The sequence below is a fragment of the Bradyrhizobium sp. GW821-FHT13H06 genome (assembly GCF_058803975.1).
Genome location: NZ_JBXAPN010000002.1, coordinates 1134574 through 1158478, shown reverse-complemented (window position 1 = coordinate 1158478; position 23905 = coordinate 1134574). Strand labels below are relative to the sequence as shown.

Sequence of the window (23905 nt, the reverse complement as noted above, 5' to 3'; positions counted from 1 at the left end):
CAGTGGTTCCCCGGTCAAATCAGGCAGGGCCAGTCCTGGTGAGGAAGTCCAGCAGCAATCGGCTGACCTCGGCCGGCTGCTCTTGCTGGACCCAATGGCCGGCGCCCTCGACGAGATGGCAGCCGAGCATCTTCGTGCATGCGCGCGCCTGCATCGTCTCGAACACGCCCGGGCGCTGATAAGTGCCCCAGTCCTGCTTGCCCGAGATGAAGCAGGAGGGCACGTCGATGCTGCGGCCGGCAAACAATTGCAGCTCGTTGTTGAAAGCGCCCGAGGTGCCGCAGCGATACCATTGCAGGCCGCCCTGGAATCCGGTGCGGCCATATTCGGCGCTGTAGTAAGCGAGTTCGCGGTCCGGCAGCCATTGATTGGCGGCGACCGCGGCCGGCGACGGCATCTCCTTCGCAACCGTCTCGGCCATGGTCTCGTTCAGGTCCATCACGTAGTAGGTCGGCAGCTTCGCAAGCTCACCCGCCGACCACGATTCGAGCGGATAGGGCTTGTTGCCGGTCCAGTCCGCGCTCTTGTGATGATAATAGGCGCGCAGAAAATCATGCACGCCCTGCGGCGCGCGCTGCATGTCGGCGTTCGCCTCGCGCGTCGCGTAATACCATTGATAGTGTTTTCGCGGCCGCGGGAGCGCGGCTAGCGCGCGATGAACGGGGTCTTCGGCCGCAGGCTTGGCCGGCATGTCGACGGTGCCAAATGGCAGCGGCGGCGGTCCGCCGAACGGCGCGCTCATCATCGTCACCGAACGAAACACGTCAGGCCGGATCAAGGCGCACCAGGCCGCGACAGGGCTGCCGAAATCATGGCCGACGACATCGACCTGCCTGTAGCCGAACGCCGACACCAGGGCGAGCGCGTCACGCACGAGATTGAGAAGCGAGAAGGGGGCGAGATCGCCGTCGTACTCCGCACTCCATCCCGTCGTGCGTCCATAGCCGCGCTGATCCGGTGCAATCACGTGATAACCCGCATCGGCCAGCGCCGGCATCACCTTGCGCCAGGAGAAGGCCAGTTCCGGAAAGCCGTGCAGCAGCAGGATGCAGCGCCGCCCCTTGGTCTCGAATCCCGCCTCGAGCACATGCACGCGCAGGCCGTTGATGCCGTCGATGGTGCGCGAGCGGATGCCGGCGGGGAGGGGAATGTCGGGCAGATCAGGCATGTTGTTTCCTCGTCATGGCCGGGCTTGTCCCGGCCATCCACGTTCTTCGTGATCGATGGATTGTAAGAGCGTGGATGCCCGGGACAAGCCCGGGCATGACGGGAGGAAGCAGGAAGACCGCTTGCGCTACACCGCCGCGCAAACGAATCCTTTGCCCTTGCGCCGGATCTTGCCGACCGACGGCGAGGGGAAATGTGCCGTGCAGCACAGCGTGTCGGTGTCGCAATAGCGCTCGAGGAAGCTGCGGCGCGTCGTGGCTGCCTTGGCCGGATCGACATCGAACTTGATCGACAGCTCCGGATAGAGCGTCTGCAACGGCGAGTGCATGAGATCGCCGGAGAACACCGCCTCGTCCTTGCCGCGGCCCATCGTGAAGGCGACGTGGCCCGGCGTGTGACCGGGCGTCGGCAGGATGCGGACGTGGTCGCCGATCTGATGGTCATTGCCGACGAGCTCGTGCCTGTTGGCTTCGACCACCGGCAGCACGCTGTCGGCGAAAGGCGGGATCTCCGCCTTCGCATTCTGCTCGGACCAGTGGTCGAATTCCTGCTTGGCGAAGACGTAACGCGCTTTGGGGAAGGTCGGAACCCAGCGGCCGTTCTCCAACCGCGTGTTCCAGCCGACGTGATCGACATGCAGATGCGTGCACATCACGAAGTCGATGTCGTCCACCGAGAAGCCGGTAGCGTTCAGCGCGCGCAAATAGGTGTCGTCGGTCTTCATGTTCCATTTCGGCCGCTGCGGCCGCGGCTTGTCGTTGCCGATGCAGCTGTCGATCAGGATGGTGTGGTGCGGCGTCCTCACGATGTAGGACTGGAAGCACAGCAGCAACACGTCCTGCTCGTCCAGCGCCCTGGCCTGACGCATCCATTGCCGATTCTCGGCCAGCACCTCCGCCGTCAGCCCCGGCAGCATTTCCAGCGCAGGAACGAAGGAGGTCTCCTGCTCGATGACGCGATGGATGGTGAGATCGCCGACTGAGAACTTCAGGCTCATGAGAACTCCCGGGATTTACGCGGCCGGCGGCACCGAGATCTTGACCGAGGGCCGCTCCATCATCTTCTGGTGAAACGCATCGAGCTTGGGATAGGCCTTGCGCCAGCCGCAATCGGCGAAGCGGAAGTCGGCGTAGCCGAGCACGCAGACGAGGCCGATCTGCGAGATGTCGAACGGGCCGTTCAGGACGTCGGGCATGTTCTCGAAGCGCGCCATGCCGGTCCAGGCCCGGTTCCAGTGGTCGTCCGACCAGGCCTGCCATTGCAGGCCCTGCGGGCGCACCAACTTCTCGTAGCGGCACAGCAGCATGGAATCGAGCATGCCGTTGATCAGCGAGTGATTGGTCTTGGCTTTCCAGCGCCGCGGACCGTAATCCGGGATCAGGCTGCCGCCGGCCATCTCGTTGAGATATTCGACGATGACGTAGGAATCCAGGATCACGTCGCCATCATTGGTGATCAGCACCGGCAGCTTCTTCAGCGGCGTGATCTTCGAATAATCCTCGTTGGCCGTGCCCGGCGTCACGGCCGCAGGCACGAACTCGATCTTGTCGATCAGCCCGAGCTCGATCGCGGCGATGCGCACCTTGCGGGCGAAGGGCGAGGCGGGGGAGAAGGTGAGCTTCATGGGAAATGTCCTGCGGAGTGACCGGCAATTGGTTTTCTTCATTGCGAGGAGCGAAGCGACGAAGCAATCCAGACCGCCTCAGCGGAAAGAGTCCTGGATTGCTTCGCTTCGCTCGCAATGACGGTGAGAGGGCGAAGGCTTCCGCTTACGCCGCGATGATCTCCTGGCGCTGCTCGCCGAGACCTTCGATGCCGAGCGTGACGACGTCGCCGACATTGAGGAAGGTCGGCGGCTTCATGCCGAGGCCGACGCCGGGCGGAGTGCCTGTGGTGATGATGTCGCCGGGCAGCAGCGTCATGAACTGCGAGACGTAGGAGACGCACTTGGCCATGGAGAAGATCATGGTCTTGGTCGAGCCGGTCTGGCGGCGCTGGCCGTTGACGTCGAGCCACATCGACAGGTCCTGCACGTCCTTGATCGCGTCCTTGGTCGCGAGCCACGGGCCGAGCGGGCCGAACGTGTCGTGCGACTTGCCCTTGGTCCACTGGCCCAGGCGCTCGATCTGGAATGCGCGCTCAGAGACGTCGTTGCAGACGCAATAGCCGGCGACATGGTTCAGCGCGTCGGCTTCCGAGACGTATTTTGCGCGGGTGCCGATGATGGCGGCGATCTCAACCTCCCAGTCGAGCTTGGTCGAGCCGCGCGGCTTCTCGACCGGATCGTTCGGGCCCGACAGCGAGGTGTTGGCCTTCATGAAGATGATCGGCTCGCTCGGAATATCGGCGCCCGTCTCCTTGGCATGGTCGCTGTAGTTGAGGCCGATCGCCACGAATTTCGAAATGCCGGTGACGGGCGCGCCGAACCGCGGCTTGCCGGAAACGGCGGGCAGCGAGGCGGGATCGAGCGCCGCCAGCTTCTTCAGGGACTCGGGCGAATAGGCTTCGCCGGTAAGGTCCTTCACATGCGCCGACAGGTCGCGCAGCTGGCCGGATCTGTCGATCAGGCCGGGCTTTTCCGCACCCTTCTCGCCGTAACGAACAAGCTTCATTCTCGTTTCTCCCTGGAGATTGGACCGGTCGGTTAACAGCTTCATGGAACAGGGCGGCAGGAAATTCAACCGCCCAGAACGAGCCGCATTGCAGGCTTCTGGATTCGGTGGGCAGGCGGGCTCTCGTGTCCCGGACGCGGTGCGGCACGCAATGCCGCTCCGCAGAGCCGGGACCCGGTTTGCGGCCACATGGGCCCCGGCTTAGCAGCGCATCACTTCGTGCTGCGCAGCATCCGGGGCACGAGACCTAGCCCAGCGCGACGAACCTGAACGCGTCCCCATTCCGCCTGATATGCCCGGCCGAAAAATGTCCGCCGATCACCAGCGTCGGCGTGTCGGCAAAGCGGCCGAACAGCGCTGCCCGCGTCGCCGCCGATTGCGCCCGGTCGGAATCGGCGGTCGAGGACCAGTCGAGATGGGCCATCTGGCAGGGGTGATGGGCGACGTCGCCGGTGAGCAGGGCCTGTTCGCCGTCCGACTGGATGAGGATGCTCATATGGCCGGGACTGTGGCCCGGGGTCGGGATCATGCTGATCTCCTCGCACAGACGGTGGTCGCCCGGGATCAGATCGGCCCTGTCGGCATCGACGATCGGCTGCACGGAATCGCCGAACACGGCCTGCTTGTCCGGCTCGGTCGAATGGTCGCGCCAGTATTCGTATTCGGTCCTGCCGAAAACGTAGCGCGCCTTCGGGAAGGTCGGCACCCATTTGCCGCCGGACAGTTTCGTATTCCAGCCGACGTGATCGACGTGAAGATGCGTGCACAGCACGGTGTCGATGCTGTCGGGGGCAAAGCCGGCCGCCGTCATGGTCTCCTGGAACGGCGTGCTGCGGTTGTTCCAGGTCGGGACGTTGCGGCCCTGCTTGTCGTTGCCGAGGCCGGTATCGACCACGATGCGCCTGCCGGGCGTCTCCACCACCAGCGAATGGATCGACATTTTCAGCCGGCCTTCCTCAGTGGCAAAATGCGGGATCAGCCAGGGCAGCTTGCAAATTTCCTCATTGCTCGCGAGCGGCAGGATGAAACGGGTCGAGCCGACCGTCTCCAATTCCACCACTTTGGTGATTTTGACCTTGCCCACCTGCCACTGCATCCGGCACCTTCCCATGTTCCTGCTTCACCATCTCCGTCATTCCGGGGCGATGCGCAGCATCGAACCCGGAATCTCGAGATTCCGAGTCGCGCCTTCGTCGCGCCCCGGGAATGACGGCAAAAGAGGGCGAAACATGCGCACTTTCCGCATCTTGGCGCAATGGATCATCTGACGCGATGCGGCGTTATCGCGGGAACCCTGGAGAGAGCCATGCCGGAGCTTACGATTTCCGCCGAGAAGGTTGCCTTCATCATCGAGAAGGCGCGTGAATTCGACGTCAAGGAGGGGGATTCCGATCCGGATTCCGGCTCGAACCCGAGCGACGACGATGCGATCGATGTCCTCGAGGACGATGGCTCCGACCCTGTCGTGCAAGAGCTCGGCAGCTTCATGATTGCGTTGAACGAGGACGAGCAGGTCGATCTCGTCACGCTGACCTGGCTTGGTCGCGGCGACGGCACAATCGAGGATTGGGACGATCTGCGCGCCCGCGCCGTGGAGGCGCGCGGTGAGTATCGCAGCCCGCGCCGCGAAACGGTGCACTATCTGCTCGGCGAGCCGATGCTGGGCGACCTGCTCGCCAACGGGCTCGAGGAGTTCGGCATCGACTGGACCGGCGAGCGCCTCACCGCCGATTCCTCCGATCCCAGCGAGCGGGACGAGGACGAGGCGACGAAGCAGCGGTGATGGTCATGCCCGGGCCTGTGCCGCCTGCGCGGCCGAAGCCGCTTCGGCGAGGCGAAGGCCCGGGCATCCACGTTCTTCGTAACTTGCGGCAAGTCGTGGATGGCCGGGACAAGCCCGTCCATCACGATGCGGAGCCTTCAGTGCCCCGCAATCGGCGCTACAGCGTTCCCGGGAACGCGCCACCATCCAGCAGAATGTTCTGCCCGGTGATGAAGCCGGCCTTGGCGCCGCACAGGAAGGCGCAGGCATAGCCGAACTCGTCGGGCTGGCCGAAGCGGCCGGCGGGGTTGAGCTTGGCGCGCTCGGCCAGGATCTGCTGCGGCGTGACGCCGCGCTTGTCGGCTTCGCCCTTCGCGGTGCTGGTCAGGCGATCGGTCTCGAACGGGCCCGGCAGCAGACCGTTGATGGTGACGTTGTTGATCACCGTCTTGCGCGACAGGCCGGCGATGAAGCCGGTGAGGCCGGCGCGCGCACCGTTGGAGAGGCCGAGAATGTCGATCGGCGCCTTCACCGCGGCCGAGGTGATGTTGACGATGCGGCCGAACTTGCGCGCCATCATGCCGTCCACGGTCGCCTTGATCAGCTCGATCGGGGTCAGCATGTTGGCGTCGATCGCCTTGATCCAGTCGTCGCGGGTCCAGTTGCGGAAATCGCCGGGCGGCGGGCCGCCGGCATTGTTGATCAGGATATCGGGCTCGGGACAGGCCTTCAGCACCGCCTCTCGTCCCGCTGGTGTCGTGATGTCGCCGACGATCTCGGTGACCGTCACGTCGGGATAGGCCTTGCGGATCTCATCGGCGGTTTTCTTCAGGGCTTCGGCGCCGCGCGCGGTTAGCGTGACGTGAACGCCGGCGTCCGCCAGCGAGATGGCGCAGGCGCGCCCGAGGCCTTTGCTGGATGCGCAGACGATGGCGCGGCGACCTTTGATCCCAAGATCCACTGTTTCACTCCCGTAATGTCAGGCAGGTTTTGGACGGCGGCACTCTAGCCAACTGCGGCGCCGCTGGTAAGGGACGGGCTCGCAACAAAATGCATGCGCGGCCACGCTGCGATGCAAATGTGCCTCATCAGATGCGCCGCTCCTGCTTGAGGCGGTCGATCGCAGAAGTCGCCTCCGGCGGCAGCGACTTGAAGCCCATCTGGCCGGCGGCCGAGAACAGCGGCCGCAGATGCGAGCCGGCGAGGAAAGGCGGCTCGCGGTTGGCCGGCACGATCTGGTCGAACACCAGCACCAGCGTGGTGGCGACGAGGCCGACCCTGATGGCGCCGAGCGCGGCGCCGCCGAGCCGGTCGCCGATTCCCGCCTCGCCGACGGTGTCGTTCAGCGCGATGCGGCCGATATGGCCGAACAGCATGCCCACCACCACGAAGATCGCGAAGAACCAGATCCAGTTCTGGAGCAGCGGCGAGTTTGCATTGCCGGCAATCTGCGGTGCGATCAGCGGCATCAGCGCAACCGCGATCGGCGCGGCGAGGAGATAGGCGAGGATGGTCGTGGCGCTGCGCAGCAGGCCGGTCCTGAACCCGAAGCCGACCGCGACGGCGAGCGCGGCATACACGGCGAGATCGAAACTGTTCATGAGCGAAACCCTGCCTCTGGAACGAATGAACGCCGAACCGATCATTCCGGTTTCAGATCGCTAAAATCGTCTGTATTGATGGCCCCAAAGCTCGCGGGATGCGCCCAAGAAACTGGTAAGGAAATCGGCAAGGAAATCGTCATGTCAGACCTATTCGACGTCAGTAAAGAAACCATCCTCGTCACGGGCGCGAGCCAGGGGCTGGGCCGGCAATTCGCACGGGTGCTGGCGGCGCATGGTGCGGCCGTCGCGCTGGCTGCGCGGCAGACCGACAAGCTGAAGAGCCTCGAGGAGGAGATCCGCGGCAAGGGCGGCCGCGCGGCCGCGGTCGCGCTCGATGTCACCGACACGGCCTCGATCGCCAGGGCTGTCGACGCCGTCGAAGCCGCGCTCGGCCCCGTCACCGTGCTGATCAACAATGCCGGCATCGCCATCGAGAAGCTAGCGACCGAGCAGACCGAGGCGGACTGGGACGCGGTGATCGGCGCCAACCTGAAGGGCGCCTATTTCCTCGCGACCGAAGTCGCGCGCCGCATGATCGCGCGCAAGCAGGAAGGCAACATCGTCAACATCGCCTCCGTGCTCGGCACCGGCGTCTTGAAGGCGGTCTCGCCCTACGCGATCTCCAAGGCCGGCATCATCCAGGCGACCAGGGCGATGGCGCTGGAGCTGGCGGGGCAGAACATCCGCATCAACGCGCTCGCGCCGGGCTATATCGACACCGAAATGAACCATGCGTTCTGGTCGACGCCATCAGGCGAACGCCTCGCCAAACGCATCCCCCAGCGCCGCGTCGGCGCCGAAACCGATCTCGACGGCGCCATCCTGCTGCTGGCCTCAAAGGCCTCGCGCTACATGACGGGGAGTGTGGTGACGGTGGACGGCGGGTTCTTGTTGAATTGAACGTCTCTTCGCCTCTCTCCGTTTGCGGCAGGGTTATCGCATATGGGAGCGATTCCTCTGTGTCCATCCTTCGAGACGCCCGCCGTTGGCGGGCCCTCAGGATGAGGACGGAGGGCGCGGCAGCAGTTTCAGCGGGCACCGATGCCGCTCAGCCTCATCCTGAGGAGACCGCGAAGCGGTCGTCTCGAAGGACGAGGCGCGCGCTCAGGCCCCGCCAAGAACTCACTCGCCAAGAACTCATATGCGATAGCCCTGCCATCTGCGAATATCCGCATCGTCATTGCGAGCGCAGCGAAGCAATCCAGAGTCTTTCCGCGGAGGGATTCTGGATTGCTTCGCTGCGCTCGCAATGACGGAGGGGGCGGCGGCGGGCGTCTATCCAATACCGTCCTTGCGGAGACTCCTCCTAACCCCAACCCTCTCCCGTAAGCGGTGAGAGGGAGAAGATCATCGCATCTCCGCCCGGATCATGTCCGCCGCCTTCTCCCCGATCATGATCGTCGGCGCATTGGTGTTGCCGCCGATCAGCGTCGGCATGATCGAGGCGTCGACGACGCGCAGGGCTTCGAGCCCGTGCACCTTCAACGCCGGATCGACCACGGCCATCCCGTCCGTCCCCATCTTGCAGGTGCCGACCGGGTGATAGACGGTGTCGACGCGCTCGCGCAGCACGGCGCGGATGTCGTCGTCGCTGCGCACGTTCGCGGTGAACATGTCCCTGGTCTGCAGCGCGCGCAGCGCCGGTGTCTCCATCAGGCGGCGCGTGGTCTTGAAGCCCGCGACCATGGTCTCGAGATCGTCCTCGTGCCCAAGGAAGTTCGGATCGATCAGCGGGGCCTGCATCGCATCAAGGCTGGCGAGCGAAACGCTGCCGCGGCTCTTCGGGCGAAGCAGGCAGACATGGCAGGAGAAGCCGGTGCCGCCATGGCGCTTGCGGCCGTGGTCGTCGACCATCGCCATGCCGAAATGCAGCTGGATGTCGGGCATGTCGAGATCGGGCCGCGTCTTCAGGAAGCCGCCGCATTCGGCGAAATTGGAGGTGAGGGGACCGCGGCGCTCGCGGCGATATTGCAGGATGGCGCGGATCAGCCGCGGCATGCCCTTCAGCGAGATGCCGGAGAAATAGGGACTGTCGGACATGTAGCCGAAGATGAAGTCGGGATGGTCCTGCAGGTTCTGTCCGACGCCGGGCAGATGATGCACGCTTGCGATCCCGTGCCCGCGCAGGGCGGCGGCATCGCCGACGCCCGACAGCATCAGGAGCTGCGGCGACTGAAACGCGCCGGCGGCCAGGATCACCTCGCGTCTCGCGCGAAGCTGTTTCACGTCCTTGCCCTGGCGGTATTCGACGCCGACCGCGCGCCTGCCCTCGAACAGGATGCGCGTGGCATGCGCCTGCGTCACGACGCGCAGGTTCGCGCGCTTGCCCATGTGCGGATGGACATAGGCCCGCGCCGCGCTCCAGCGCTCGCCGTTCCTCTGCGTCACCTGGTAGATGCCGAGGCCCTCATGGTCTTCGGCGTTGAAATCCTCGCGGATGCGGAATTGCCCTTCCTGCGCCGCCTGCAGGAAGATCTGCTGCACCGGATTGCCGGAGCGCAATTTGTTGACGAAGAGCGGCCCGTCCTTGCCGTGATACTCGCCGTCGAAATCGGCGTTGTTCTCCGACCGCTTGAAATAGGGCAGCACGTCTGCGTACGACCAGCCGGCGTTGCCGAGCGAAGCCCAGTGGTCGTAATCGGCGCGGTGGCCGCGGATATAGACCATGGCGTTGATCGCGGACGAGCCGCCGAGACCCTTGCCGCGCGGCTGATAGCCGATGCGGCCGTTCAGCCCCTTCTGCGGCACGGTGTTGAAGGCCCAGTTGTTGACGTTGCCGGCGACCATCAGCACCAGCGCGCCCGGCGTGGTCACGACCCAGTTGTCGCAAGCCCCGCCGGCATCGAGCAGCGCCACCGATGTCCCTGCATCCTCCGACAGCCGTCCCGCGACAGTGCAGCCGCCGGAGCCCGCGCCCACGACGACGAAATCGAATGTGTCGGTCAATGTTGTTTCCCCCTGCCTTTTCTCGTCATTGCGAGCGCAGCGAAGCAATCCAGGCTGTTACCGCGGAGGGATTCTGGATTGTTTCGCCGCGCTCGCAATGACGGCGTTTGTGTAGCCCCTACGACATGAACCGCATCAGCTTCTCCAGCCGCGCGATCCTGCCGCCATAGGGTGGATAGAGATCTGCGAGGCGATTGAACCGGGAACGATAGAACACCGGCTTCAGCTTGCTGAACGTCCTGAAGCCCCATTCGCCGTGATAGGCGCCGGTGCCGGAGGCACCGACGCCGCCCATCGGCTGGTTCACTTGCGTGAAGTGGAACAGGCAGTCGTTGATCGTGACGCCGCCGGAGACGGTGCGCGCCAGCACCTCGTCGCGCGCGCTCTGGTCGCTGCCGAACCAGTACAGCGCCAGCGGCCGGTCGCGGGCGTTGACGAAGGCGATCGCCTCCGCCGGTTCGCGCGTGCCCAGCACCGGCAGCACGGGTCCAAAGATCTCCTCCTGCATCGCCGCCATTGCTTCGCTCGCACCGACGATCAGCGTCGGCGGGAATTTGCGATGCGCCTTCCAGTTCGGATCATCGGGCTTCGCAGGTTGCAGGATCTTTGCGCCGCGTTGCGCCGCATCCGCGACCAGGCCTTCGAGCCGGGCATAGTGCCGGTCGGAGATGATCGAGGTGTAGTCCTTGTTGGCGGGATCGGTGCCGAACATGCGCCGCATCTGCGCGCGCACCTTCTCGGCGAAGGCCTGCAACGAGCGCTCCGGCACCAGCACATAGTCCGGCGCGATGCAGGTCTGTCCGGCATTGAGCAGCTTGCCGTAGGCGATGCGCTCGGCCGCCTCGTCGAGATCGGCGGAAGCATCGATGATCGCGGGCGACTTGCCGCCGAGTTCGAGCGTAACAGGCGTGAGATTGCGTCCCGCGGCCTCCGCGACCAGCCGGCCGACACGGGTCGAGCCGGTGAAGACCATGTGATCGAACGGCAGGCTCGCGAAGCCCTTGGCGATCTCGTCCTCGATGCCGGTGACGAGCACCTCCGCGGCATCGAATCGCTGCGCGACCGTCTCCCTCAGCAGCGCCGAGAAGTGCGGGACCAGCTCGCTCGGCTTGATGATGACGCGGTTGCCGGCGGCGATCGCGCCGATGGCGGGCGCGAGCGTCAGCTGAAGCGGATAATTCCACGGCGCGATGATGCCGACGACGCCGAGCGGCTGCGGCATCAGCCGGTTGCGGGCGGGGAGGAATTGCAGCGCGGTCGCGACGCGCTGCGGCGTCATCCAGGCCTTGAGGTGCTTGGTGGCATGCCGAATCTCCGAGAACAGCAGCATGGTCTCGGCGATGGTGGTCTCGACCGCCGAGCGGTGGCCGAAATCGGCCGAGATCGCCTGCCGGAAGCGCTCCTCGTTGTCGGCGATCACCGCGCGCAGCCGCGCCAGCCGGTCGAGCCGCTGGGCCAGGTCGGGCGCCGGCTCGTTCCGCGACCGCGCGACCATGGCATGGAAGGCCGCTTCGAGGGCCCGCAGCGGGGCGCTCGTCAGGGATTTGTCCACGGGCGTTCCTCCCTCAAGGGCGCGTTTCAGCTTAATCTTGTTGCCGCAAGCTGGTCCTTTGTGGAACTTCTGGCAAGAGCGCGCGGAACGCAGCGGAAATCGGTCGGATTCCCCTGTCATAAAGTCGAAAAAAACGTTCCCGCAGCCCTTTCCAAAGCCAGCCCGCCTTGATACATACGCCCCGCACCCGATGGGCTTTGCCCCGGGGTCGCCTTCCAAGGAAGCCTTTGGGACGGAAGAGCAAGCCACGCGAACAGCGCCGGCCTCAACCGACCGTCCCCGGGATTTCCGCAAAGGCACGCAACGATTTAACGCGGGGTGGAGCAGCCCGGTAGCTCGTCAGGCTCATAACCTGAAGGTCATAGGTTCAAATCCTATCCCCGCAACCAAGTTGATGAAATACCCCAGCAATCTCACAGGATTGCTGGGGTATTGTTTTGGTGCCGAGGTCGAACCCAACAACATCAATAGCTTAGCTTGCGCGTTCAAATCGCCCCGCAACGATCCATTCGCATCTTCACCAGACGAATAATCTCCCAGTTGGAAAGCTTCGCGGCGTCGATATTTCGATCGGCCAATTCGTTCCGGCACCGTCTTGTTATTCGCGGTGTCTGAATCAAAGACCGGCCGCGCGCTTACTTCAACAGTTCATCGAGCGCAGCATGTTCTGGGTCCAGCGAGGAACTGCCCTATTTGACCCTGAAGTGGATGACGCCGTCCCAATCTTGGGGCGGGGGCTCCAGCAGAAATCCGACAACTCGATCGAGATAGATTCCAGCCACGACATCTTCGGGATGCTCGGTGGCAAACCCCTCCAGAGCGTTGAGCGTGCGCAGCCAATCCTTGCTGGCGTACATCTCATAGACACTATTCCAGTCCCGGACGAGCTTCGCCATTTCCGGGGTGACGCGGTATTCCTCGGGGCCATCGATCATGCCGAGAAGTTCGAAGACGTTCAGCGCCTTTCCTGCGCCCTTCGGCTGGCTGCGGTCCACGCGCCGGAATAGGAATTCTCGCGAACAGAGATCTGCGACCTGTCCACTCGCGAGAATGCCGGTCCCATAATACTTGTTCAGTGCCTCCAGCCGCGCGGCGATGTTCACGGTGTCGCCAATCGCGGTGTAGTCGATTCGATCGGATGACCCGACATTTCCCAGCACGGCCTCGCCGACGTGAATCCCGAAGCGCGTCTGCCAAGGGGGCAAACCTTCCTTGACCCACCGCTCGTTCAAACGTCGCGCTACGGCGCGGCATGCAAGGGTCGTCGCGCAGGCCACATGTTCGTGTCGCGCAACCGGAAGCGGTGCATTCCAGAAAGCGAAAATTGCGTCGCCGATGAATTTGTCCACCGTTCCACTCTCCTTGATGATCAAGGATGCGAGCTCTTCAAAGTATTCGGACAGTCTCACCATGAGATTCTCAGCTGGCATGCCCTCGGCGATGCGAGTGAAATCCTTGACATCGGTAAACAGTATGCTGACGCGACGGGTCTCTCCGCCGACCTCAACCAGGCTCTCGCTTTCGAGAAGATCCTTGACCAGCGCCTTTGGTACGAATTTGGAAACTTCGCGAATCGTGCCCTTCATGCCGGACATTGACCTGATGAGAGTGTTGATCTCACGCACCCGCGATTCCATTCTGATCGGATCAGCCAGTTGGAACGATCGTATCAATTCCGCCTCGTCGGAAAGCTTCCTGAGCGGCTTCGAGATCGAGTGCGCGAGGTAAATGATGGCCGGCAGGGCAAGAACAAAGACCAGCAATGCGGTGGGGATGTTTCGCGCAGCGGCATGGGCCAGAGACCCCAGAAAGTCCGAGAGAGGAGCCGCATAAAGCACAAAGAAGACGCCTCCGTCTCTGGCGACCTGCCGGACTACTGTGGCCAGATATTCCGTACCGGCTACATTAAGATTGGCCAGTTGGTAGGGACCGCTGCGTGCGAAGATCTGCAATGCTTCCCGAACCACGGGGTCGGTAAGATCGGTGGTCCTTGCGAGTTCAGTCGCTTGGGTTTCCCCTGCGCTGGGGGTTTTGAACATCCGATCAGGATCGAAGTGAGCAAGCAGACGATTCTCTTCGTCAAATGCCACGAATCGCTGCTCTTCATTCGATCGGACCGACCGGACATAGGCCATCAACCGGTCGAGTGTGATGTCGACGCCGACGACACCGCCTTCAAATGCCCTTGCCAGGGTCATTCCTGCTTGCGAGGTGGCCGCGAAGATATACGGCGGCGTGCGGGCGACGCTTTGCGGTTGTGCGCGCGCACTACGATACCAATCGCGGCGACGAGGGTCATAGGCGGAAAGCTGATTGCCAAGCGTCCCAATCTGCTGGCGATTGGAGTCGAGAAATCGCCAGGTTTCGACGCGAACGCCGCTGCCATCGACGCGGATCTCCCGAATCGCGAACCGGGTGGTCTGAGGCCCGCCCAGACCTGCGATAAAGGAGTTTTCGGCTTCCGAGATCGACAGAACGTGAAAGAAATTCCCGTTCTCGAAACCAGCATACACCGCGGATATCTGCGGGCTCAGCGTCAAGCTGGAGAGGATCAAAGGCAGGATCGCCTCCTTCGAGCCGGAGGCCTGATGGAACGTGGGATCGTTGCCGAGTTGCTCGGTCATCAAGAACGCGGTCGCAAAGAATGCGAGACGTCGCTCATTGATCCGGTCTATTTTCGCCTTGAACGTATCGGATGCGACCTTGATCGCGGTCTTGCGGTCCTCAACGTAGTTGGCGACCGTAACTCCGGCGCCTACCAGCAGCGAGGCGGTCAGGAAGAGTGTCAGGACCGTCACGAAGAGAGGGATGCGCGAGATGCGAGCCGGAGCGGGATACATTGAACTGCCGCCTCCGCGGACGTTTTATTGCGTAGACAGGTCGATAATGCGCTTCGACAGATAGTCGACCCAGTAGCGAAGGAACGGGTCGGCTTCATCCAGTTTCTGTTTGAGCTTTTCCTCGCTCACGGCCAGCAACTCGCATCCGCCTTTCGTAAAGGCCGACGCGGCGCGCTGCGCTCCGGCCATGAGCGCGTGAACGCCGAACATCTGCCCGGGCTTCAGCTCCGTCAAAGCACGCTGTTGAGCCGTTCCATATCCAACGAAAATCGTGACGTCGCCCCGAAGCAGGATATAGGCGATCGTTCCCAATTCACCTTCGGCGAAGATCGTTGCGCCCGCGGGAAACACCCTTCGATCTAGGCCTTTCCATGCGGACTGGACCAAGGTCTTTGCATTTCCGGGCTCGAAGGTCATTCGAAAGCCTCTCAATTGAGGCGGCGGATGCTCATCGTGCACCCCTCAGAGATTCTGGAACGGATAGATCACCTTCCAATCCCGCTTCATGTCCACGATGGTCCAGCCTTTGGCCAGGCCTTCCTCCAGCGCTTTGTCGAGCTTGCCGACCGGAGAGGTGCGGTCGTAAGCCCATTCACGCTCACCGTCGGTATGATGCACAATGCCGATGAAGCGCGCCCCGCCGCCGGCTGCGGTCCATTGCAGCATTTGAAGGTCACCGTCCGAGTTGCCGAAAGCGAGGATCGGCCGACGGCCGATGAAGCGGTTGATGCCAACCGGCTTTCCGGGGCCATCGTCTATGAATTCGATCTTGGGCTCCTTGATGAGTTCAGGCGTGCCACCCGGTCCGAGTTGGAACTTGACCACGCCGGACGAGCCGACGACCTGCTCCGGCGGGATGCCGTATGTCCGCTCGGCGAACACGCGCATGAACTCGACACCGCCGCCAGACACGATGAATGTCTTGAAGCCGTATTGACGAAGGTAGGCGAGGAGCTCGAGCTGCGGCTGGTAAACCAATTTGTCGTAGGGCTGATTGAAACGCGGGTGGCGCGCAGACGCTAACCAATCGGCGACCGTTTGGGAGAAAGCATCGGTTGTCATGCCTGCGTGACTAGCCGTCACGATTTCCAGCAGCCCTTTTTCGCCGGAGGCCGCCAGCGCCCCGGAGTCGCTCTCGATCGCTGCCTTGAATGGCTGTGCGTCCTTCCACTCCGGATGCCGCGGCGCCAGAGCCTTGATACGGTCGAAGGCGAACATGACCTGGAAATACACCGGCTGCTCGGACCAGAGCGTTCCGTCGTTGTCGAAGACCGCAATGCGTTGAACGGGCGCCACGAATTGCGGTCCGCCGGGCGTCGCTACCCGTGTGACGAACTCGATGATCGATTTCTTTGTCGCCCCTTCCTGCCAGGATGGCAGCGGATCGGCTTGCGCGAACGCGCTGTGGCTTGCAAGCACGCAAAGCACGGCCCTGAGCAAACCTGTAAGCATTGCGCGCCGGGTGATTTGCCGCATGGTGGTAATCATGACAATCTCCGTCCGGTCGGGATTCTCCAGCCGCGGGCGCCGGCCGGAGCACGTGATCCGGCCGACGCATTGTTGCCACTGTCACCCGCCGTGCGGATTCGACATCTGCGCAAGGACTTCGTCTACACTGAAGCTCGAGGGCTTTTGCCGTGGCGGGAAGTCTTTGAATGTCTCGACGAACTGCGCCACCATCGCTTGAGCCGGGACGATCAGGAACGCCCGTTGAATCGTCCAGTCGTAGTAGGTGTTCGACGTAACATCGGCCCGTTCATATGGGTCCAGGCGCAGATTGAACATCTTGGGCAAGCGGCGACAGACAAAGGGCGCGGCCCAGATCTCCAACGTCCCTTGGACCTTCTGCTCGCAGAAGACCATTTTCCAGTTCTCATGGCGCATCGCCACAAGCTGGGCGTCATCGTTGATGTAGAAGAATTCCTTGCGCGCGGACTTCTCCTGTTGGCCGGTAAGGAGCGGCAACTGGTTGTACCCGTCGAGGTGCACCTTGAACGTCTTGCCGGCGGCGGCATAGCCGGTAAGCAGCTTGTTCTTGATGTCGGGCTCCCCGGCCGCTGCCAACAGTGTCGGGAACCAGTCAAGGGCGGCGAAGATTTCGTTGCTGACTTGTCCCGGTTTGATGCGGCCCGGCCAGCGGATCATCGCTGGAACGCGATAGGCGCCTTCCCAGTTGGTGTTCTTCTCGCTGCGGAACGGTGTCATGCCGCCGTCCGGCCACGAGTTCATGTGCACACCGTTGTCGGTGCCGTAGATGACGATGGTGTTGTTGGCGATACCCAGATCGTCGAGGGCCTTGAGCAGGTTGCCAACGTGGCCGTCGTGTTCGAGCATGCCATCCATGTATTCGCTGAGGCCGCTGCGGCCCTTATATTCCGGCCGCACGTGGGTATAGAGATGCATGCGGGTGCCGTTCCACCAGCAGAAGAAAGGCTTGTTGCCCTGAACCTGCCGCTTGATGAAGTCGATCGCCGCATTGGATGTCTCGTCGTCGACCGTCTCCATCCGCTTCTTGGTAAGCGGACCGGTATCCTCGATGGTCTGCTTCCCGACCTTGCCGAAGCGTGGATCGACGGTCGGGTCATCCCGATCGGTGGCTCTGCATTTGAGCACGCCGCGCGGGCCGAATCTTGCCTTGAACCCGGGGTCCTTCGGATAGTCGGGATGCTCGGGCTCCTCCTCGGCATTGAGGTGATAGAGGTTCCCGAAGAACTCATCGAACCCGTGCACCGTCGGCAGGAATTCGTTGCGGTCGCCAAGATGGTTCTTGCCGAACTGGCCAGTGGCATAGCCGAGCGGTTTCAGCGCCTCGGCGATGGTGATGTCCTCGGACCGCAAGCCTTGCGCCGCACCGGGCAAGCCGACCTTGGTCATCCCGGTGCGTAGGCCGGATTGGCCGGTTAGGAACGAGGCCCGGCCCGCCGTGCAGCTCTGCTCGGCGTAATAGTCGGTGAACATCAATCCTTCGCGGGCGATACGGTCGATGTTCGGCGTTTTGTATCCCATCAGGCCGAACGTGTAGGCGCTGATATTGGCGACGCCGACATCGTCGCCCCAGATGACGAGGATGTTCGGCCGTTGCCCGGCAGGAGCGGGCTGCTGCGCTTGCGCCTGCGTCACCTCGACTCGCGCGCCCGCGACGAGCGCGGACGTGGCGGCGAGCGCCGTACCACCGAGCAGAATCCTGCGCCGATCAAGTGCACTGGCCTTCGCGTTGGACTTGTCTCCATCCTTCTCTGTGCTCATGACTTGCTCCTTTCGCGAATGACACAACGAAATCCCACGTGGCTCGTGGACGTATCGATCGGCTCTGCATGACGCGCGGCCGGACGGTAGCGGCGGCAGTAGTTCGGGGCGCACAGGTGTGAGCCGCCTTTCAGCACCTTGCGTGGAATCCTAATGTTGGGTTGGCAGGGGTCGTAGCTGTTGGCCTCGCGACCCCCGCGCGGGTTTTCCGGGATGCAGCACGGCTTGGCCGCGTCGGCTTCGTGCTGTGCGCACCACCAATCGGAGGTCCATTCCCAGACATTGCCGATCATGTCGTGCAGGCCGTAGCCATTCGGCGGAAACGCCGTCACCGGCGAGGTGCGCTCGAAACCGTCGCTGTTGAGATTTTCATGGGGGAAGTGGCCCTGCCAGGTATTGGCTATGTGCTTGCCGCCGGGGGCAAGCTCGTCGCCCCATGCGAATTCGGCGCCGTCGAGCCCGCCGCGCGCGGCGAATTCCCATTCCGCTTCCGTCGGCAGGTCCTTGCCGGCCCAGAGCGCATAGGCCAGCGCATCGGAATAGGCGACGTGCACCACGGGATGATCGTCGAGCGTGTTGATGCTGCTCTTCGGGCCGTAAGGATGGCGCCAGTCGGCGCCCTTGAGGAAGCTCCACCATTGGCTCCAGTCGCGCAGATCGACCGGACGGAGCGGGGGTGCAAAGACCAGCGACCCGGCATAGAGCATGTGAGGCAACGCGCCGGGATAGTCCTTCGGATCCGGGGAAATCTCGGCAAAGGTGACGTGGCCCGTCGCCTTTACGAACGCCCTGAATTGACGGTTGGTCACCGGCGTCCGGTCGATCCAGAACGGATCGACGATGACGCGGTGCACTGGCGCCTCTTCCCGATAGTGCCGGTCCGAACCCATGCGGAAGGTGCCGCCGGGGATGAGGATCATCTCCGCGCGATCGGAGATGGATGCGGGGTCGCTTTCTGTGCTGCGCTGACCGCTTCCGCACTGACGATCGCCCGCGAGATCGAACGCGTCATTTGATGCCGTTCTTGAAGACATCGCGTCCCTCACCCTGCTGTTGCTGTGCCTTGGGTGCTTCGCGCGGGGCTTACCTGTCAATGCGCGCTTTTCAGCGCGTGCCGCGCAGAAGAAGACACATAGAGACCTCCACCAAGAACCGCTTGTAAGGCATCCGCCAGTTTATCGCCGGCGTCGGATTTGATGACGTATCCCAACGCTCCTTCCGCAAGGGCTTTTCTGATGACGGCCGGCTCGTCCAGAACCGAAATGAAAATAATACGAGCCTCCGGATGCGCGTCCCGGAGGCTGCAGGTCGCAGGGCAACAGCAGCACGCCCCTTGGGTTGGCAGCGAATACGTCGCTCGTGCCGCGCATAAAGAAAACTAAGCACGCCAGCGCAGTGCCCACGCGTTTCATTGCGCGCAGCTCTCTCGCGACACTGCCAGACCAGACAGCAAGTCCCCGCGCCGGCTCCGTTTGGGGCCCGCGCGAAACGTCTCCGTGATCAGAGCGCGTATCAAGCTAGGCACTACTACCCAAGGTTTGCAAGCGGATTAAGGGACACGTGTGCTGGCCTATTCAACTCTGGATTGGCTTTATTGAGCCTCGGCCGGTGGGCGCCGGTGCTTGGCCATACTGAGTCCCACGAACGATCCCACGCCAAAGTAAGAAGATTCGGATCTCAAATGGCTACCAGCAGCGAATGTCGGTATCGGTGGTTGCGCCTCCCCGCAACCAAATCGGATTGCCGGATCCGATACGAAAATGGCCCGCGCGATGCGGGCCATTTTTGTTTGGATTGCCTCCGCTTCAAAGCTCCCTAATCACTTTCCCCATCCGCACCTACCACGGTCGACGGCGCTTCCCCAAACACCAGCCCCTCAGGCTGAAACTTGATCGTCTTTCCTCGAAGGCGGGGATGGCTCTGGCGAGATGCTTCCACACGGGCAGCTTCCTGGTTCGCGCGGTCTTGGCAAGCGCGAGGAAGGCCCTGATCTCGTCCTCGTTCATCGAGGGTAGAACGTCGGATAGGCAAAGCCCTGTTCGACCAGCCAGTGGTTGATGTCGACCTTTTCGCCCGCGACCGTCACCTCGATGCAGCGGATCATCTTCGTGCGACAGGCCCGTGGCGGAATGTGAGACGGGCGAGACCACGTCACGGTGCCCGCGAACAAAACGCCCGCGCGTCTGGAGCGCGCGGGCGACGATGATCGCCAACAGAGTAGAATCTTTCCAATCAGGATCTGTACGGGCAGACCATCGTCAGATTCAGCAGCGTCGGCGTGTTCGAGCCCTTCTTGTACTCCCACTCCAATCGGATCTCATGCCGGTGGGCATAGGCGTCGTTCGGCCCGTGGACGATGATGTTGGTCTTCATCGCGATCGGCGGCTCGGAGTTGAAGCATTTCCGGACGCAGGCATCGAGCAGATCGCATCGCGTCAGCGGGATCACGCCCGGCTCGTCCCTGGACAGCGGGACCGTGTTCGGCTGGGTGCTGAGGTCGAGACGAGCCCGGCCCTTCTCCTTGTGCCAGTATTTGGCGCTTCCCTGCGGCCACTTCGAGGCCGGGTTCAGGATCAGGTGGTACTGACCGTATTCCAGGGTCGGCAGGTCGATGTCCTCCGATGCCTTGAGCTTGGCGACGCTCTTTTTCATGTTCGCCAAGGGATAGTAATTACTGTTCATCAAATCCCTGAAGGCTTTGCCGTTATATGTCTTGCCGCCCATCGCCTTGTCCTTCGATACAATCTAATCGGTCAGGGAGACGTGCAGCCCAGCAAAGCTCGTTGGCCCTGTACGAAAGCCTCGGTGCCCCCTAGAACGCGTCGCCCCATTTTCGCGCGCCGACGACGCTACCATCCCAAAATGCAACTCGTCCAGAGAGGCACCTTTGCCGGCACAGGTATGTTTCTCGGCGAGTTGATTGCCATGCATGTGCCGTTCGGTATTCTTGTGCAGAGCTCACCTTGAGCATCGGTCGGTATAGACGCCGCCGTGACTTTTGAAGGCACAGGAATGCAGTGTGTCGCGTGTCAGTCGACGATCGATCCGAGCGCTGGCTGGTGCCCGAAATGTGGGCTGGCTGTGCGGCGCTCCGATCCCGAGAGCGACCGCCGGTTCGTGACGATTCTCCGCGCCGATGTCGTCGATTCCACCGGCCTCATCGCCGAGCTGGAGCCGGAGGCGGCCATCTCACGGCTGGAGCCGGCCCTGGCCGCGATGCGAGCCGCGGTGCGCCAGTTCGGGGGCATCGTCAGCAAGGAGCTGGGCGACGGGATCGCGGCTGTGTTCGGTGCCCCGATCGCGGACGATAACCACGCGCCGCTGGCGTGCCATGCGGCACTTGAACTCGTTCGGCGCGTCGCAAGCCTCGGCGATCCCGGGCTTCAGGTGCGTGTCGGCCTCCATTCCGGTCACGTCGTCGCCTACATGGTCGCCAGCGAGTTTTCCAAGGTCTACGAGATTGGTGGTGCCGCTCAGCATCTGGCGGCACGGCTGGAGTCGGTGGCGGAGCCGAATCATATCTACGTGTCGCAAGCCTGCCAGGAACTGGCCCAAGGGCATGTCCGATTCGAGTTCCTCGGCGGCAAGCCGCTGCGCGGCTTCAACCAGCCTGTGCCGGTCTACCGCATCGTGGGCGCGAGCGACCTGTCGAGCTGGCGGGTGCGACGGGCGCGCAGCATCTCCCGGTTCGTCGATCGCACGATCGAGCGGGCACTGCTTGCCCGCGCCGCGGAGGCGGTCGGTGCCGGCCGGCGGACCGTTTTGCTGCTGGGCGATGCCGGTATCGGAAAGTCACGTCTCGCGCACGAGTTTGCCCAGGAGCTCAAGGCGGCTGGCTGGCGCCTGATCGACGCCGAGTGCAGCCCGAACCTCCAGGGCGCGCCGTTCAGCACGCTCAAGCGCCTGTTGCTGTCGCTGCTGGACGCCGCCGCGAAGGGTTCCGACGGACTTGAAAATCCGCGGATGGACCGACCGCTGATCCAGCAATGCGCCCTGGATGCTGTGCTGGATCTGCCGATATCGGAGCCGCATTGGACCGAGCTGGAGCCGCACGCGCGAGGGCGAGCGATTTGCGACGCGAGCTGCGCATTGGTCGAGAATGCGGTTCGCCGCCACCGCACGATACTCCTGCTCGAAGATCTCCACTGGATCGACCGGGCCAGCGATACGGTGATGTCTGCGATCGCCTCGCTTCAGACGCCGAATCTCCTCGTCTTGCTCACATCCAGGCCGAACGGCATGCCGGTATGGACCACGCGCTGCCAGGCCGAAGTCGTCGCGATGCGCCCCCTCGACGACGATTCGGGGATGGCGATGCTAGCCGACATGCTTGGCCCCTCCGCGGCGAACAACGATCTGAAGACCAGGATCATTTCGCATACGGCGAATGTGCCCTTGTTTATCGAGGAGGTCTGCCGCGGCCTGAGGGACAGCGGAACGCTGCGAGGTCAATGGGGTGATCTCGCGCTCATGCGCCCCATCGAGGAACTCGGGATTCCCACGAGCATCCAGGGCGTGATCGCCGCGCGTCTCGATCGCGTGTCCCGGCAGGAGCGTTCCGTCTTGCAGGTCGCAGCAGCCCTGGGCCCGAGATCGAGCGTCGCGATGCTGCGAGAGCTGGTCGAGTTGCCGGAGGCTGCCCTCCAGGACTGCCTTGCGGTGCTCGATCGCGCCGAGTTGCTGGTGCGAATCGACAGTGAGCTGGACGATGAACTCGAGTTCCGTCACGAAATGGTCCGCCAGGTGACGTATGACTCGATGGTCGAAAAGGTGCGCGAGGACATCCATGCGCGCATTGTTGCGGTTTTCGAGAGTGACGGAACGAGTGCCGAAGAGCCCGATACGCTGTGCTATCACGCGCTGCGCGCGAAGGACTGGCTCAGGGCTTTCACCCATGGCAGGAGCGCGGGACGAAAATGCCTGAGTCGGTCGGCCTTTGCGGATGCGGCGAACTATTTCGAGATCGCGATGGGCTCGCTCGACAAAACGCCGCCGACGCCATTGCGGGAATCGGATGCCATCGATCTCCGGATGGAGGCGCGCGGGGCATTCATCGCATCCGGGCAGGTCGCCGAGTGGCTGGATCTGGGCAAGGAAGCCGAACGGCGCGCTGACGCGATCGACGATATCGGACGCAAGGTCGCCGCTATGACCGTCAGGTCGGGCGCACAGAATTTCTACGGGGCGCCAGTCGAGGCGGTCGCAATCGGCGAAGAGGTCGTCGGCCTCGCCGTGGAATGGGGCAATCAGGGTTGGCTCAATCTCGCGCGATATGGATTGGGGCAGGCCTATTTCCTTGCCGGCCGGTACCGTGAAGCCGAACAGACATTGGCACTGGCTCACGCCCAGTTGGCGAGTCCGGAGGCCAGCGCGCCGATCGGCACGACGCCAAGATATCTGCTCTTGCTCTGCTGCATGATGAAGAGCTTCACCCACACCGTCATGGGCGAACTCGACGCCGCCGAACAGCTCCAGCAACAGGCCTCCGCGATCGCCGAGGAGACCGGCCGTCCCTACGACCGCGTCGCTGCCGCCTATAGCGGCGGCTGGCTGAAGCTCGGCCGGGGCGAGCCGGCGGCGGCCGCCGCCATCCTCGAAGAGGGTTTCGTCCTCGCGCAGAAGCACGGCATTCGGCTGTTCGTGCCGGTGCTGGCCTGCCACCTCGGCATCGCCTATCTTGAGCAGGGCCTGTTCGACCGGGCGCGCGGCATGCTGACGGAGGCGCGCGAGGAAGCGAAGGCGGTCGGCTACACCTCGGCGGTGCTGCGCAGCTCGATCTACCTGGCGCTCGCCACCCACCGCCTCGGCGACGTCAGGGCCGCGCAGAACATGCTGCGCGAGGCCCGCAATACCGCCCGCCAGCAGGGGTTTTCAGGCCTCGAGGCCGAGGCCCTGTTCGGCGAGGCCGTCGTGACGCCGCCATCGGACGCGGCGAACAAGGCCGCGATCCTCGCCGCCCTGCGCGCCGCCATCGCGATCGCCTCCGAAAGCGGCGCGCTGCCGCTCAAGCACAAGGCCGACGCGATGCTGAGCGGGATGCTCGCCGGCGGCGACCGGCCCAGCTGAGCCTGCTCCCGGTCAGTCTGGCGGCAGCGCCGGCGCGCACGAACCTGCCCGACGCGTCAAATAAATCCCGCAGCTAAAACAAGGGGATCGCTACTGTGCATGGGGTTGTT

At 63.3% G+C, this 23905-nt stretch carries 18 protein-coding genes and 1 tRNA gene; 4 read left to right on the top strand and 15 right to left on the bottom strand.

Translation table 11 applies throughout. The features are described from left to right. Positions 1-19: 19 nt before the first annotated feature. From AC1RQP_RS12335 to AC1RQP_RS12315, 5 genes are all read right to left on the bottom strand, one after another. On the bottom strand, positions 20-1168 hold the full coding sequence (locus AC1RQP_RS12335) for an alpha/beta hydrolase (RefSeq protein ID WP_492937095.1): 1149 nt from the start codon (positions 1166-1168) through the stop codon (positions 20-22). Between the two features lie 126 nt (positions 1169-1294). Further along, positions 1295-2164 (bottom strand): MBL fold metallo-hydrolase, encoded by an 870-nt coding sequence (locus AC1RQP_RS12330; RefSeq protein ID WP_492937094.1) that lies wholly within the window; start codon positions 2162-2164, stop codon positions 1295-1297. A 15-nt stretch (positions 2165-2179) separates the two neighbouring features. Continuing rightward, positions 2180-2791, bottom strand: a complete 612-nt coding sequence (locus AC1RQP_RS12325) for a glutathione S-transferase family protein (RefSeq protein WP_492937093.1) — start codon at positions 2789-2791, stop codon at positions 2180-2182. Positions 2792-2936: 145 nt separating this feature from the next. Next, on the bottom strand, positions 2937-3779 hold the full coding sequence (locus AC1RQP_RS12320; RefSeq protein WP_492937092.1) for a fumarylacetoacetate hydrolase family protein: 843 nt from the start codon (positions 3777-3779) through the stop codon (positions 2937-2939). A gap of 247 nt (positions 3780-4026) precedes the next feature. Beyond that, complete coding sequence (locus AC1RQP_RS12315) at positions 4027-4875, bottom strand: MBL fold metallo-hydrolase (RefSeq protein WP_492937091.1); 849 nt, start codon at positions 4873-4875, stop codon at positions 4027-4029. A gap of 210 nt (positions 4876-5085) precedes the next feature. On the opposite strand from AC1RQP_RS12315, the gene AC1RQP_RS12310 reads away from it, so the two are divergent. Further along, positions 5086-5562 carry a DUF3775 domain-containing protein gene (locus tag AC1RQP_RS12310; RefSeq protein WP_492937090.1) on the top strand — a complete coding sequence of 159 codons (477 nt, stop codon included), beginning with the start codon at positions 5086-5088 and terminating at the stop codon, positions 5560-5562. Positions 5563-5719: 157 nt separating this feature from the next. Here AC1RQP_RS12310 and AC1RQP_RS12305 read toward each other — a convergent pair whose 3' ends face one another. Together AC1RQP_RS12305 and AC1RQP_RS12300 are read right to left on the bottom strand one after the other, a co-directional pair. Further along, positions 5720-6502 carry an SDR family oxidoreductase gene (locus tag AC1RQP_RS12305; protein WP_035669603.1) on the bottom strand — a complete coding sequence of 261 codons (783 nt, stop codon included), beginning with the start codon at positions 6500-6502 and terminating at the stop codon, positions 5720-5722. A 127-nt stretch (positions 6503-6629) separates the two neighbouring features. Next, positions 6630-7142, bottom strand: a complete 513-nt coding sequence (locus AC1RQP_RS12300) for a CvpA family protein (protein WP_492937089.1) — start codon at positions 7140-7142, stop codon at positions 6630-6632. A 141-nt stretch (positions 7143-7283) separates the two neighbouring features. On the opposite strand from AC1RQP_RS12300, the gene AC1RQP_RS12295 reads away from it, so the two are divergent. Then, the gene (locus tag AC1RQP_RS12295; protein WP_492937088.1) at positions 7284-8045 is read left to right on the top strand and encodes an SDR family oxidoreductase; all 762 of its coding nucleotides are present in this window, start codon (positions 7284-7286) and stop codon (positions 8043-8045) included. 447 nt (positions 8046-8492) lie between these two features. On the opposite strand, the gene AC1RQP_RS12290 is transcribed toward AC1RQP_RS12295, so the two are convergent. Both AC1RQP_RS12290 and AC1RQP_RS12285 read right to left on the bottom strand, forming a co-directional pair. After that, positions 8493-10091 (bottom strand): GMC family oxidoreductase, encoded by a 1599-nt coding sequence (locus tag AC1RQP_RS12290; RefSeq protein ID WP_492937087.1) that lies wholly within the window; start codon positions 10089-10091, stop codon positions 8493-8495. A 118-nt stretch (positions 10092-10209) separates the two neighbouring features. Further along, positions 10210-11643 carry a coniferyl aldehyde dehydrogenase gene (locus AC1RQP_RS12285; RefSeq protein ID WP_492937086.1) on the bottom strand — a complete coding sequence of 478 codons (1434 nt, stop codon included), beginning with the start codon at positions 11641-11643 and terminating at the stop codon, positions 10210-10212. 312 nt (positions 11644-11955) lie between these two features. Here AC1RQP_RS12285 and AC1RQP_RS12280 point away from each other — a divergent pair. Then, a tRNA-Met gene (locus AC1RQP_RS12280) sits at positions 11956-12032 on the top strand. Between the two features lie 300 nt (positions 12033-12332). Here AC1RQP_RS12280 and AC1RQP_RS12275 read toward each other — a convergent pair. The 6 genes from AC1RQP_RS12275 to AC1RQP_RS12250 all read right to left on the bottom strand — a co-directional run bounded on the left by AC1RQP_RS12275 (position 12333) and on the right by AC1RQP_RS12250 (position 20453). After that, entirely contained in the window at positions 12333-14483 is a 2151-nt protein-coding gene (locus AC1RQP_RS12275) for an adenylate/guanylate cyclase domain-containing protein (RefSeq protein ID WP_492937085.1), read from the bottom strand. A gap of 24 nt (positions 14484-14507) precedes the next feature. Then, on the bottom strand, positions 14508-14900 hold the full coding sequence (locus AC1RQP_RS12270; RefSeq protein ID WP_239627468.1) for a cyclic nucleotide-binding domain-containing protein: 393 nt from the start codon (positions 14898-14900) through the stop codon (positions 14508-14510). A 45-nt stretch (positions 14901-14945) separates the two neighbouring features. Continuing rightward, on the bottom strand, positions 14946-15971 hold the full coding sequence (locus tag AC1RQP_RS12265; protein WP_492937084.1) for an HAD family hydrolase: 1026 nt from the start codon (positions 15969-15971) through the stop codon (positions 14946-14948). Between the two features lie 81 nt (positions 15972-16052). After that, positions 16053-17729: an arylsulfatase gene (locus AC1RQP_RS12260; RefSeq protein WP_492937151.1), complete on the bottom strand. Its 1677-nt coding sequence runs from the start codon at positions 17727-17729 to the stop codon at positions 16053-16055. After that, positions 17726-18649 carry a formylglycine-generating enzyme family protein gene (locus AC1RQP_RS12255; protein ID WP_492937083.1) on the bottom strand — a complete coding sequence of 308 codons (924 nt, stop codon included), beginning with the start codon at positions 18647-18649 and terminating at the stop codon, positions 17726-17728. The genes AC1RQP_RS12260 and AC1RQP_RS12255 overlap by 4 nt, the downstream gene beginning before the upstream one ends. Positions 18650-19961: 1312 nt before the next feature. Beyond that, a complete protein-coding gene (locus AC1RQP_RS12250) occupies positions 19962-20453 on the bottom strand; it encodes a hypothetical protein (protein WP_492937082.1) in 492 nt (163 codons plus the stop codon). A 288-nt stretch (positions 20454-20741) separates the two neighbouring features. On the opposite strand from AC1RQP_RS12250, the gene AC1RQP_RS12245 reads away from it, so the two are divergent. Continuing rightward, the gene (locus AC1RQP_RS12245; protein WP_492937081.1) at positions 20742-23795 is read left to right on the top strand and encodes an ATP-binding protein; all 3054 of its coding nucleotides are present in this window, start codon (positions 20742-20744) and stop codon (positions 23793-23795) included. Positions 23796-23905: the final 110 nt, after the last annotated feature.

What these genes read in the sequence shown, in the direction of transcription:
- AC1RQP_RS12270 (WP_239627468.1), bottom strand. Translation starts at nt 14,900, where the DNA reads ATGACCTTCGAGCCCGGAAATGCAAAGACCTTGGTCCAGTCCGCATGG.
- AC1RQP_RS12335 (WP_492937095.1), bottom strand. Translation starts at nt 1,168, where the DNA reads ATGCCTGATCTGCCCGACATTCCCCTCCCCGCCGGCATCCGCTCGCGC.
- AC1RQP_RS12315 (WP_492937091.1), bottom strand. Translation starts at nt 4,875, where the DNA reads ATGCAGTGGCAGGTGGGCAAGGTCAAAATCACCAAAGTGGTGGAATTG.
- AC1RQP_RS12310 (WP_492937090.1), top strand. Translation starts at nt 5,086, where the DNA reads ATGCCGGAGCTTACGATTTCCGCCGAGAAGGTTGCCTTCATCATCGAG.
- AC1RQP_RS12330 (WP_492937094.1), bottom strand. Translation starts at nt 2,164, where the DNA reads ATGAGCCTGAAGTTCTCAGTCGGCGATCTCACCATCCATCGCGTCATC.
- AC1RQP_RS12320 (WP_492937092.1), bottom strand. Translation starts at nt 3,779, where the DNA reads ATGAAGCTTGTTCGTTACGGCGAGAAGGGTGCGGAAAAGCCCGGCCTG.
- AC1RQP_RS12275 (WP_492937085.1), bottom strand. Translation starts at nt 14,483, where the DNA reads ATGTATCCCGCTCCGGCTCGCATCTCGCGCATCCCTCTCTTCGTGACG.
- AC1RQP_RS12300 (WP_492937089.1), bottom strand. Translation starts at nt 7,142, where the DNA reads ATGAACAGTTTCGATCTCGCCGTGTATGCCGCGCTCGCCGTCGCGGTC.
- AC1RQP_RS12250 (WP_492937082.1), bottom strand. Translation starts at nt 20,453, where the DNA reads ATGGGCGGCAAGACATATAACGGCAAAGCCTTCAGGGATTTGATGAAC.
- AC1RQP_RS12260 (WP_492937151.1), bottom strand. Translation starts at nt 17,729, where the DNA reads ATGAGCACAGAGAAGGATGGAGACAAGTCCAACGCGAAGGCCAGTGCA.
- AC1RQP_RS12255 (WP_492937083.1), bottom strand. Translation starts at nt 18,649, where the DNA reads ATGATCCTCATCCCCGGCGGCACCTTCCGCATGGGTTCGGACCGGCAC.
- AC1RQP_RS12295 (WP_492937088.1), top strand. Translation starts at nt 7,284, where the DNA reads ATGTCAGACCTATTCGACGTCAGTAAAGAAACCATCCTCGTCACGGGC.
- AC1RQP_RS12245 (WP_492937081.1), top strand. Translation starts at nt 20,742, where the DNA reads ATGCAGTGTGTCGCGTGTCAGTCGACGATCGATCCGAGCGCTGGCTGG.
- AC1RQP_RS12325 (WP_492937093.1), bottom strand. Translation starts at nt 2,791, where the DNA reads ATGAAGCTCACCTTCTCCCCCGCCTCGCCCTTCGCCCGCAAGGTGCGC.
- AC1RQP_RS12265 (WP_492937084.1), bottom strand. Translation starts at nt 15,971, where the DNA reads ATGATTACCACCATGCGGCAAATCACCCGGCGCGCAATGCTTACAGGT.